We start from the raw sequence: 11,986 nt of genomic DNA, 5'->3' as shown, positions 1-11,986 counted from the left end.
GGCTAAATAAGCCAAAGTTGCAAGCGCTGAATGACCCGATCAGGTTACCACATCAAATCATCCGGGATAGGGAAGTCTTTGTAGGGATCGTCTTCATCAGGCTGCTGCTGGCTTTCAGCCGCCAGATAAATAAGCGACTCGGCAAAGCGCTCGGCAACTTTTTCTGCCACATGGCGCGGTACCACATAGTAATCATCTTCGTAAGCACAAATAGCGAGTTTGGCAGAGCTTAAGTGTTGTTGGACTTTATCGCTAACAAACAAAAACTTTATTTTATTGTTGCGCGGATCGGTAAAATTAAAACGGATATCCCCATCCACCGGCTGTTTATTGTGCTGCAGCATTTGCAGGGCCTGGGCCCGCATGGCTTTGGCATCCTGCTCGGCTTTGCGCTGACGGTTTAGCTCACGATCGCGCTCTGCAGCTTCAGCTCGTTGCTGATCCAGCCTTGCTTGCTGTTCTGCATTGGGTTTGGTTTTGCCCTTCGGGTCTTGTTTACGCTCCAGGTGTTTTTGCCGTTTCACCTGCTTCACTTTTTTCTCGTTCACCAGACCAGCGCTTAGCAATTGTTCTGCCAGAGACTTTGCCATCCAATTTATCTCATATCCGTCAAAATTAGCAGACATTGTACGTGCTTCAACGGCTACGCTCAATGTTGATTTCGTGGCAGGGTTGGATGGAAAATAGTTACACTTAGGCTACACTTAGCGAGGTAACTGAGCGTTGATGGCTGCACACAACTAATGGATAAACAATGGTTTCAGGACTGAAATGGCTCAAGCGATGCAGCTACCGTCTTCTTTTTTGGGGGGGAGGCCTATTACTACTTCAGAGCAAAGCCATCGCTCAGGTGCCTTTGCACTGGGGCTTTGTGCATTTCCCACCTTTTTATTACCAGATCGATGATGGTAAAGCTGGCGGCTACCTGGCCGATTTTGTGGCTGAATTGATGGCTGAGCTTGGGCGGGATTACACCTTTGAGCAATACCCCAATCGGCGCATGATCCATTTATTAAACGAGGGAGAGCTGGATTTTGCGCTGGTGATGACTTCGGTGCTCAAAGATCACCGCTTGTATCGTATCAGTCAGCGGCCGGTTACCAGTATGCAGCTAAGTGCCTTTTGGTTAGGCGAACGTTCAGAGGTAGAGCGTGTGGGCGATCTGTTTGGCAGCCGGGTGATACTGATGAGCGGCTTTAGTTATGGTGGTATGCGCAACATGCTGGAACCAGGCTATGGGGTGGTGCGCGAAGTGGTAGAAGTGAATGAGCATGCGCTGGGCATTGAAGCCTTGCGCCTGAACCGAGGTGATTACTTGCTGAACTACAAAGAAACGGCCACCTTGCAGGTGGCTGCAGAAGATGTGGCCGATATTCGGCACAGTGTACTTAGCACCATTAATGTGCACTTTTTGCTCCGAGCCGACCTGGCGGATAGTGAAGCTCTGATGCATCAAATTGAACAGTTTCTGAGCCGGCAATAATACGCTAAATGCTATACCACCCCTTGTTCAATCATGGCATCGGCCAGTCGCCGGAAGCCCGCTATATTGGCGCCAAGGAGCAGATTGCCCGGCTGATTAAACTCGGCTGCCGCTTCATGGCTGCGGGTGTAGATGCCGCACATAATGTCTTTGAGCTTTTGATCGACTTCGTCGGCACTCCAGCGCTGCATGCTGGCATTTTGTGCCATTTCCAGTTGGCTGGTGGCGACGCCGCCGGCGTTTGCTGCTTTGCCAGGCGCAAACAGGCGACCTGCCCGAACAATCTGTTGCACGGCTTTGCTGGTGCAGGGCATGTTGGCTCCTTCAATCACCGCCTGGCAACCATTCGCCAGCAAGGCCTTGGCATCGGCTTCTGTTAACTCGTTCTGGGTGGCGCAGGGAAAAGCCAGCTCACAGGGCAAATGCCAAATGGCATGACCATCTTTGGGGTTATCCTTTTTGGCAATAAAACGCGCTTTGCTGTGCTCAGACAGATAGTCTTGCAAGTGTCCATCACTGTGGGATTTAAGCTGGCGCAGGCAGTCCAGATCCATGCCATCGGCATGATACAAAGTGCCGCTGGAGTCGCTGCAACTCACCGGGATTGCACCCAATTGATACAGCTTTTCGATGGTGTGCAGCGCAACATTGCCGGCACCGGACACCAGGCAGCGTTTGCCATCCAGACCGCTTTTCTGGTCTTCCAGCATGTAGTTGGCAAAATAAGCGCAGCCATAACCGGTAGCCTCGGTACGTAGTTGAGAACCGCCATTGTTCAGGCTTTTTCCGGTAATGACCCCATCGAAGCGATTGACCAGTTTTTTGTACTGGCCAAATAAGTAACCCACTTCACGGCTACCGACGCCAATGTCTCCGGCTGGCACGTCGGTGGTTGGGCCTATATGGCGGTACAGCTCGTTCATAAAAGCCTGGCAAAACCGCATGATCTCAGCATCCGACTTGCCCTTGGGGTTAAAGTTAGCACCTCCCTTGCCGCCGCCCAAAGCTAAGCCGGTCAGCGCATTCTTAAATACCTGCTCAAAGCCGAGAAACTTAATAATGCTACCATTGACACTGGGATGAAAGCGCAGGCCGCCCTTGTAGGGGCCCAGGGTAGAACTAAACTCAACCCGATAGCCTTTATTGACCTGCACCTGGCCTTGATCATCCACCCAGCAGATGCGAAACATAATTTGTCGCTCGGGCTCGACCATACGTTCGATAATGGCATGGCGGTGATAGCGATCATATTTTTCCAGCAATGGATCAAGTGATTGCAACACTTCTTCGACTGCCTGATAAAATTCGGTTTGTGCCGGGCTGCTGTGCTGCAGCCGTTCCATAATGGTGTGAATGTAAGTCATAGCTAACTCCCGTTCGTATTCAGTTATACTGCAGGCTGGATGCAATAAGATCAAATGATCTAAAGCAATAAGTGATTGAACGCCTTGCAACTTTGGCTAAAGCGCATCAAGCTTTGCAATTCAGTCCAAGGTGTTAGCAAAAAAAAGCCAATGAAATGAACGAACCCTTACTGATTGTGATTGGTTATGTCTGGCCAGAGCCCAACTCCTCGGCGGCAGGCAGCCGGATGCTTAGCCTGATCCGTCTCTATCGTCAGCACGGCTGGCAGGTGATCTTTGCCAGTGCGGCAGAGAAAAGCCTGCATCGCTTTGATCTCAGTGAACTTGGTGTAGCTGAGCAGCTGATTACGCTCAACGACAGTAGCTTTGATGCCTGGATAGCGCAGTTGCAGCCGAGCGCTGTGTTGTTTGACCGTTTTATGCTGGAAGAGCAATTCGGCTGGCGGGTAGAGCAAGCGTGCCCGGATGCGATGCGTATGCTGGATATGGAAGATGTGCATGCGCTTCGCGATGCCCGTCAACGTGCTTTTAAAGACGGTGATAGCGATGCCCGTTACCCCGCGGCGACGTATTTAAATTCGGAGCTGGCGCTGCGTGAAGTTGCCGCCATTTACCGCTGTGATCTCACGCTGGTCATTTCCGAATTTGAAATGCAATTGCTGCAACAGCACTATCAGGTGCCTCTGGAGTTGCTGTGCTATTGTCCTTTGCTGCAGTGGCAAGATGTGGAGCCTGGCAAACCAGGCTTTGACGGGCGGCAGCACTTCATGACCATCGGCAATTTTCGCCATGCGCCCAACTGGCAGTCGGTGCTCTGGTTGCGCGAGCTCTGGCCAGCCATCCGGGCGCAGCTGCCGGCAGCTGAACTGCATATCTACGGCGCTTATCCACCGCCTAAAGCCACGGCATTGCATCAGCCAAAAGCTGGTTTTTACATCAAAGGTTGGGCCGACGATGCGGCCCAGGTGATGCAGCAGGCCAGAGTGTGTCTGGCGCCATTGGCGTTTGGTGCAGGTTTAAAAGGCAAGCTGTTTGATGCCATGGTGCAGGGGACCCCCAGTGTGACCACGCCAATTGGCGCGGAAGGCATGCATGGCGATTTGCCCTGGCCCGGTAAGATTGCCAGTGAGGCAGACCACCTGATTGCCGCAGCCATTGAGCTGTATCAAAACGAGGTGCTCTGGTCAGAGGCGCAGGCCAATGGCTATCGTTGCGTGCAGCAGCGCTTTTTAGCCAGCCAATGGTTGCCCAGGCTCTGGTCGCAATTGGAGCAGGTCCGGCTGCAACTGGCGGATTTGAGGCAGCGCAATTTTACCGGCCAGATGCTGCGCCATCATGCTTATCGCAGCACCAAATTTATGGGGCAGTGGATTGAAGCCAAAACACGGCTGCAACAGCACACTGAAAAATGTTAGCTGTATGGGTTTTAACCAGGCAGCCGCGTCAAGTGCGTTGCAGTGCCAGCTCCAGCGTCTCTTTATCCGGCGGTTGGCAGCCGGGCTGGCTGATATTCAGGCTGGCTGCCAGCATGGCACGCTGCAGACAGTGACCCAGCGTTTCTAAGCTTAGCTCGGTTGGGGCTGGTAAGTTCAAGCGCAGCAGGGCGGCCAGCAAATTGGCCCAAAAGGTATCGCCTGCGCCAACGGTATCGACAAAGGGATCGGCTTTGATTACGGCTTGCTGCAATTGGTGCTGCTGCCAGAAGAGGCTGGCACCATGTTCACCTTCGGTCAGCGCAATCAGCGCTTCCGGCGCCAGTTGTTGCAACCTGGCTACGGCCTGATCGGTGGCCAGCTCGGGCCAGAGCAGCGCTAAGTCTTCATCGCTGGCTTTGATAAACTGGCTTTGGCGAATGATCTGCTGCAACAACGCACGGTATTGCTGCACATTGGATACGGCATGGATGCGAACATTGATATCGATGGCCAGTTGCACGCCGCGTCTTTTCGCCTGAGCGATCACCGCCAAAATGCGTGGGCCATCGTCGGGTTCAAACGCCAGCGAGCCCAGATGCAGCAGGCGGCATTGGTCGGGCAGGGCGGATACTTGCGTTGTTGCATCGATATCGCGATCGGCCACGCCCTGACGATACAGGCTGTAGTGCGGTTGCTGCTGCTGATCAAACCGAACCAATGCCAGCGAGCTGGGTTGCTGACTGAAAAAAGACAGGCCATACTGAGCACCATTGCTTTGCAGACAAGCCGCGAACTGTTGGCCAAAGCCATCGTGCGACAAGGGGCTTAAATAACACACCGCGATGCCTTGCCGGGCTGCGGCTATGGCGACATTAAAGGGCGATCCGCCAAGGACTGGGCGGTACAAGCCGCTGTCGTCAGGCAGCAAATCAACAACATGTTCTCCAATTACGGCAAGCATAGCGGCTCCTGGTTCAGGATAAAAAAATTAAGCAAACTGCGCCGAAATCATATATCTTAATGCATTAAGTTGGTAGTTAAAATTGACTGGAATGATGAGTAAACCAACCCTGAAAAGCGTTGCCAAAGCACTTGGCGTGTCCACCGCTACTATTTCCAATGCCTTTAACCGGCCGGATCAGTTATCGGTGGCATTGCGTGAGAAAATCCTGAGCGCCTGTACTGAGCTTGGCTACGATGGCCCGAACAAGGCGGCGCAATCGCTGCGTAAAGGCAGCTCCGGCATTGTGGCAGTGATCCTGTCGGACTCACTGGAATACATGGTCAGCGATCCTGTGGCCAGCCAATTTTTGCAGGGCGTAGCCCGTGAGCTGGAGCGCCAGCAAAAGCACCTGCTGCTGTTTTCCGGTAACTCGACCAACCTGGATACGATTACCGATTTTGTTGATGGCTTTATTTGCTATGGCGCACCGCGCAATCTGGGCTTAATTGGACAACTGCGGCAGTGCAAAAAGCGGGTACTCACGGTCGACTTTGATTTGCCCGGCCGGCCATCGGTCAATATCGACAATGAGCAGGCCGCCTACGACAGTGCCGTGGCGGTATTAAAGCCAGATGATGTGGTGGCGGTATTGGGATTGCGCCTGATCGACGCGCTGGATAGCCGGCCGGTGGCCGATGCTCCTATGTGGGACAACTTAAGCTCGGTATCGCACCGGCGACTGGACGGTTATCAGCGGGCGATGGGGGAATTGGGTTTAACACTGGCTGATGATGCACTCTGGCATATCCCGGAAAGCAATCAACACTTTGCTGAAGTGGCTGCCAAAGCGGTATTAAGCCAGTCGCCGCGACCAACAGTGCTGTTGTGCATGAGCGACCTGATTGCCCTGAGTGCCATGCGGGTGGCGCTGCAGCTTGGGCTGCAGATCCCAGAGCAACTGCGGGTGGTGGGCTTTGATGGCATTGAAGAGACGTTGCGCTATCACCCAACGCTCAGCTCGGTCTGGCAGTTCAGCGATAAAAAAGGTGAAGCCGCTGCCCGTGCTTTTCAAAGCGGCCTGGATGATAACCAACTGCTGCCTTATGAGCTTAGGCTGGGCGAAAGCAGCTAACAGGTTCATGCAGCTGCTTTCGCTTAGCCTCTAAGGGGCTTCATCAGCCAGCAGGCTGCTTAGCGTCCGTTGTTGCTGCGCTTGCCCGCTGTGCTGCCAGACCAGCTCGGCAGCCAGACTTTGCAGTTGGATGTGCAAACTGGCGCTATGGCCCTGGTGCTGCCAGTGCAGTTGGTACTGGCTGTCGGTCAGGCTTTGGCTGAACTCACCGTCAAAGGCTTGCAGACTGCGGCGCAGTTTGATTAATGCGCACAGCGCTTTGACCACCGGTTTTTGCAGCGCCTGGCGCACTTTCTCCGTAGTGTAATAGGGGCGGTTGATATCGCGGCCTACCTGGGTGCGCTTAAGTAAATCAACATCATTCTGAGCGGCCAGCAAACCGCCATAATATATTTGGCAAATGCCAGGGCAAAACAACTGAATGGCCCGAGCCAGCAGGTAATGCTCATCGTGCTGCGCCAGCGCATCGTAGAAACTGCAGTTCACCTGATACAAATCGACATTATTGGCGGCGCTGCCGGTGGCAAGTTTGGAGCTGCCGCCACTGTTATGATGAATTTGTTCAACCAGCGCATCCAGCTCTGGATCGGTCAACAAGCCGGGTTGGCCCTGATGATCGGCCGCATCGACAATGCCAATGCCGTCGTGGGTATCGAGTACGGTGATGCAGTTGCGCGGCGCGATGTCCAGCCAGTGTTTCAGTGCTTTGGCATCTCGGCGAAAGAGGGTATGCAATACCAGCGGCGGCAGCGCAAAGTCGTACACCAGATCGCAGCGTTTGGCGATATCGATTTGGGTTTGATGATAACCATGGATCTCCACCAGCGACTGCATGCCAAGGACCTTGGCCTTAGCGCTTAGTTCGGCGATAAACTCAAAGGTTTCCGGCAACATAAAGCAGCTGGTGCCGGCTTTTTTAATGGCGTAGCCGGCCGCATCCAGTCGAATGTAGTTGACGCCATGCTCGGTAAAACGCTGCAAAATGGCATCCAGATAAGCCTGGCCAGGCTCCGAGTGCACATCGATATCAATCTGATTGGCGGTAAAGGTGGTCCAAAATGGCAGGCTGCGGCCATCATTAAGGCTTAACTCAGTAAAGCAGGAGGTCGGCCTTGGCCGGTAAATGGCCTGCAACTGCTCCGGGTGTGGCTCAGCACCAAAGACTTTATCGCGGGTTAGAAACAGTGGCCAGAAAGGGGAGGCTTCGCCTTTTTCCAATACATCCTGAAACTGCGCCGATTGTGCCGACATATGATTGACAATCATATCGGCCATAATGCTGTGATGCTGTGCCAGGGCGCCGATGTCCTGCCAGCTCCCCAACCGGCTGTCGACGGCAGTGTGATCGGTTGGATCAAAGCCGGCATCTTCCCCATCAATTGGTGGGTAAAAGGGCAAAAGATGCACACCATCGAATAGCCCCGCCAGCTCATGCTGCAACAGCTGTTGTAAGTCCTTGATAGTACCGCCACTTAAGCGATCGACATAGGTAATAAGTTGGATCTGGTTACTGCCATTTGCGTTGCTCATTCGAATAAATCCTAAAAAATAATTTGCATCTTAAACGATTAAGATATAGCTTTATTGGAATGCTTCAGTTTGTCAATAGCCGGACAACAATAAAATGCAGCGGTGATCGAGCTTCAGGCAAAACACCGACTACCATCCGGCCAGCTGCAAGCAGAACAGACAGGGAACAATTTGATGAATACAAAAAGCCATGCCAACAGCACGGCCAAAAGCTCGACCCAACTAAGCCCTGGGCTTGCTGCTGGCGTCACTACTGAAAGCATTCAGCGCCAGGTGCGCTGGATGACCTACCTGATGTTTTTCGTCTTTGCCATGACCACCGATGCAGTGGGGGTGATTATTCCCCAGGTGATGGCCGATTATCAGCTCTCCATGTTTCAGGCCAGCGCCTTTCACTATGTGCCCATGGTGGCGATAGGTCTGGCCGGGCTCTTGCTGGGCCGCCTGGCCGATAAACTGGGCCGGAAAAAACTGATTATTGCCGGCTTGCTGCTGTATTCGCTGTCCTGTTACGCCTTTATCGCCGGGGACAGTGCGCTATTTTTTATTCTGCTGATGGGGCTCTGTGGCCTGGCGATTGGTATCTTTAAAACGGCGGCACTGGCCCTGATCGGTGATATCAGCCGCGACAGCCACAGCCATACCCGCACCATGAATACGGTGGAAGGCTTCTTTGCCCTCGGAGCCATTGCCGGCCCGGCGCTGGTGACGCTGATGATCGCCGCTTCCATTCACTGGAAACAGTTGTACCTGTTGGCTGGCTTGCTGTGCACGGTGTTGGTGATTATTGCCGCCCGGATGCCGTATCCGCCGTATCAGGCCTCGGCCGAGCAGGTGTCGTTGCGACAATCGATGCGACTGCTGAAAGATCGCTACGCCATGGGCTTTTCACTGGCGATAGCGCTTTATGTCAGCTGCGAAGTGGCTATCTTTGTCTGGTTGCCAACCCTGCTGGCGGATTACAGTGGCCGCTTTGCATTGCTGGCGCTGCATGCGGTCACCATCTTCTTTATTTTGCGGGCGCTGGGCCGTTTTTTGGCCAGCCTGATTTTGCGCCACTTTTGCTGGAGCAGTGTGATGGCGGTGTTCACGGCGCTGATTTTCTTGTGCTTTGCGCTTAGCATGCTGTTGGGCCGCGATTGGGCGCTGTGGCTGATGCCGCTGTCCGGGCTCTTTATGTCGATGATCTACCCAACCCTGAATTCCAAAGGCATCAGCTGTTTTCCGCGGCAGCAGCATGGCGCTGTCGCTGGTTTGATCCTGGCCTTTACCGCGCTGGTGGCTGCGGTGGCACCGGCGTTGATGGCGCTGCTGGGCGATCTGGCTGGTGATGTGGTGGCTGGTTTTTACCTCGCCACTGTGTTCGCGGCCTTATTGGCGGCACTGATGCTGTACAACTGGCTGGCGCAACCGGCCAAAGCGCAGCTGGAGAAAATGTCGTCCTGACATTTTTTCAGCCGCACAAACTTAAACGTTTAAGTCTTTTCATAAAATAAAAAAGTGTACAATCACCACGGGAGACAAGCGATGAGATCATACAACCGAACCCCTTCGTATCTGGCACTTGCTGTCAGTCTGGCGCTAAGCAGCCAGGCGGTACTGGCGCAGGAAGAGAGCGAACAAAACGAACAAAGTGAAACAACCGGCCTTGGCTTTGAGCGCATTGTGGTCACCGGTGCGGTGGCGCGTAACCAAACGGTGATGCAATCCAGCGTGTCGGTCAGTACCTTAACCACCGATGACATCGAGGTATCAGCACCGCGCAGTACCGCCGAAATTTTCCGCATGCTGCCGGGTGTGCGCAGCGAGTCCACCGGCGGGGATGGCAATGCCAATATTGCCGTGCGGGGTTTGCCGGTAGCGGCCGGTGGTGCCAAGTTCTTAACCTTGCAGGAAGATGGCTTGCCGGTGATGCAGTTTGGCGATATTGCCTTTGGTAATGCCGATATTTTCCTGCGGGCCGATTCCACCATCTCGCGGCTGGATGTTATTCGCGGTGGCTCGGCCAGCACCGCCGCCAGCAATTCACCGGGTGGTATTATCAACTTTGTCAGTAAAACCGGGCTGGAACCAGGTGGCAGTGTTGCCTTTAGCACGGGTCTGAATTACGACAGTTTCCGCACTGATTTTGAGTACGGTGGCGACATCAACAACGACATGCGCTTTCATCTGGGCGGCTTTGTGCGCCAGGGCGAAGGGGTACGCGATCCGGGCTATCAGGGTGAAAAAGGCTATCAATTGAAAGCCAATCTGACCAAAGAGTTCGATACCGGCTATGTCCGCTTGTATGCCAAGCATTTAAACGATCGGGTTGCCAGCTACATGCCGATGCCGATGTTTGCCGATGGCAGCTCAGTTCCCGGTTTTGATGCGCGTAAAGACACGCTGCAATCGGTCTATCTGACCCAAACGGTGCGCTTGAATGGCGACAACCAAATCTCGCGTGGCGATGTCCGTAATGGCATGAACCCGGAGGTGAACAGCTTTGGGGTTGAAGCCATTTTTGATCTCGATGATAACTGGACGCTGGAAAATCGTTTTCGCATTAATTCTGTTAGCGGTAACTTTATTACCTTGTTTCCGGCCGAGGTCGATGCCGCCCAAAGCATTGCCAACAGCATAGCCGGCGATGATGCCGTGGTGCGTTACGCGGTAGGGCCGATGGCGGGGGAGCGCTACAGCGCAGAGAATGCCATGCGCATTCACACCTTTGATGTGGAGTTGAATGACTTTGGTTCCATCATCAACGATTTGAAGCTATCGCGGCGCTTTGGTGAGGTGGATGTTACCTTCGGCTACTACCTGGCCGATCAGAGCATTCGGATGTCCTGGCTGTGGAACTCCTACCTGATGGCGTTAAAAGGCGACAATGCCGAGCTGCTGGATGTGGTTGCTGCCGATGGCACTGCTTTTTCCGAGCAGGGCTTGCTGGCGTATGGGGTGCCGTTCTGGGGCAATTGTTGTCAGCGCAACTACGATACCGACTACACCATCAAAGCGCCTTACCTGACGGCCAGCTGGGCCATGGGCGACTTATCGCTGGATGCCAGTGTACGGCGTGATCTGGGTAAAGCCCGGGGCACTTACGCCGGAGCGGTACAAAGCAGCCGCGATATGAATGGCGATGGCATCATCAGCCAGGTGGAGCAAAGTGTGTCGGCCATTGACCTGGCCAATCCAAGCCTGGTTAATTACAGCTGGGGTTACAATTCTTACTCGGTTGGTGCCAACTACCAGCTGGACAACGACTGGGCCTTGTTTGGCCGTATCAGCAAGGGCGGGCGTGCCAATGCCGATCGCCTGTTGTTTGGCAAGGTCAATGCCGATGGCAGCGTGGCCAGAGAAGATGCCATTGATGAAGTCAAACAATACGAATTGGGCAGCAAAAGCCGCCACGGCAATCTGAACCTGTTTGCTACGGTGTTCTTTGCCGAAACCGAAGAGCAGAACTTTGAAGCCACCACCCAGTTGTTTTTTGATCGGGTGTACAAAGCCAGGGGTATTGAGCTGGAAAGCAGCTACCGCATCGGCGATTTCGATCTGCGCGGCTCCGTGACCTGGACCGATGCCGAAATCAGCAAAGACGCGCTGAACCCGGATGTGGTGGGCAATACACCGCGGCGCCAGGCGGATTTTATTTACAGCCTGATCGGCCGGTACACCTTTGATAACGCGCAGTTGGGCGTTAGCCTCATTGGTACCACCGCTTCCTATGCCCAGGACAACAATGACCTGAAATTCAGTGGCTATACCCAGGTGAATGCCTTTGCCAGTTACGATCTGGCAACCAACCTGACGCTGTCGCTGAACGTCAACAACCTGTTCGATACCATCGGTATTACCGAAGCCGAGCAGGGCAGTGTGCCAGCCAATGGCATCATCACCGCCCGTACCATCAATGGCCGTACTGCCTCCTTGGGGCTGCGCTATCAGTTTTAAATAATGATTAAGTCAGGGGCTGCCTGGTACAGTAGTGTACGGCAGCGCCCTGACTTTGTTTATACTAGTAAACAAAAACCATACTTATTGAATCCCACCTCCAATAAATTCAATTTAGCCTAATACAGCTAGTTTTGTTTCATAATTGCTGCTGAAAATATCCTTTGTATGGCTTTTGTG

General features: G+C 53.6%; 9 protein-coding genes. 5 read left to right on the top strand and 4 right to left on the bottom strand.

Annotated features, from left to right (window positions below):
- Positions 1-44: 44 nt before the first annotated feature.
- Positions 45-590, bottom strand: coding sequence for a DUF2058 domain-containing protein (locus BLW37_RS04410; protein ID WP_171907541.1), 546 nt, complete (start codon positions 588-590; stop codon positions 45-47).
- Positions 591-754: 164 nt separating this feature from the next.
- Between BLW37_RS04410 and BLW37_RS04405 the strand changes: the two genes are divergently transcribed.
- Positions 755-1,483, top strand: a complete 729-nt coding sequence (locus BLW37_RS04405) for a substrate-binding periplasmic protein (protein WP_091340167.1) — start codon at positions 755-757, stop codon at positions 1,481-1,483.
- A gap of 11 nt (positions 1,484-1,494) precedes the next feature.
- Here BLW37_RS04405 and gdhA read toward each other — a convergent pair whose 3' ends face one another.
- Positions 1,495-2,847, bottom strand: coding sequence for an NADP-specific glutamate dehydrogenase (gdhA, locus tag BLW37_RS04400; RefSeq protein WP_091340164.1), 1,353 nt, complete (start codon positions 2,845-2,847; stop codon positions 1,495-1,497).
- 155 nt (positions 2,848-3,002) lie between these two features.
- On the opposite strand from gdhA, the gene BLW37_RS04395 reads away from it, so the two are divergent.
- Positions 3,003-4,262, top strand: a complete 1,260-nt coding sequence (locus tag BLW37_RS04395; protein WP_091340160.1) for a glycosyltransferase — start codon at positions 3,003-3,005, stop codon at positions 4,260-4,262.
- Between the two features lie 28 nt (positions 4,263-4,290).
- On the opposite strand, the gene BLW37_RS04390 is transcribed toward BLW37_RS04395, so the two are convergent.
- On the bottom strand, positions 4,291-5,223 hold the full coding sequence (locus BLW37_RS04390; RefSeq protein ID WP_091340156.1) for a PfkB family carbohydrate kinase: 933 nt from the start codon (positions 5,221-5,223) through the stop codon (positions 4,291-4,293).
- Positions 5,224-5,317: 94 nt separating this feature from the next.
- Between BLW37_RS04390 and BLW37_RS04385 the strand changes: the two genes are divergently transcribed.
- On the top strand, positions 5,318-6,337 hold the full coding sequence (locus BLW37_RS04385) for a LacI family DNA-binding transcriptional regulator (RefSeq protein ID WP_091340153.1): 1,020 nt from the start codon (positions 5,318-5,320) through the stop codon (positions 6,335-6,337).
- A gap of 30 nt (positions 6,338-6,367) precedes the next feature.
- On the opposite strand, the gene gtfA is transcribed toward BLW37_RS04385, so the two are convergent.
- Positions 6,368-7,867 carry a sucrose phosphorylase gene (gtfA, locus tag BLW37_RS04380; protein WP_091340150.1) on the bottom strand — a complete coding sequence of 500 codons (1,500 nt, stop codon included), beginning with the start codon at positions 7,865-7,867 and terminating at the stop codon, positions 6,368-6,370.
- Positions 7,868-8,041: 174 nt separating this feature from the next.
- On the opposite strand from gtfA, the gene BLW37_RS04375 reads away from it, so the two are divergent.
- Together BLW37_RS04375 and BLW37_RS04370 are read left to right on the top strand one after the other, a co-directional pair.
- Entirely contained in the window at positions 8,042-9,313 is a 1,272-nt protein-coding gene (locus BLW37_RS04375) for an MFS transporter (RefSeq protein ID WP_091341057.1), read from the top strand.
- 81 nt (positions 9,314-9,394) lie between these two features.
- A complete protein-coding gene (locus BLW37_RS04370) occupies positions 9,395-11,806 on the top strand; it encodes a TonB-dependent receptor domain-containing protein (RefSeq protein ID WP_091340146.1) in 2,412 nt (803 codons plus the stop codon).
- Positions 11,807-11,986: the final 180 nt, after the last annotated feature.

The organism is Alkalimonas amylolytica (genome assembly GCF_900107845.1).
GTDB classification, from domain to species: Bacteria; Pseudomonadota; Gammaproteobacteria; order Enterobacterales; family Alteromonadaceae; genus Alkalimonas; species Alkalimonas amylolytica.
Note: the sequence above shows the minus strand (reverse complement) of the source record. Positions and strands in the feature narration are given on the sequence as shown.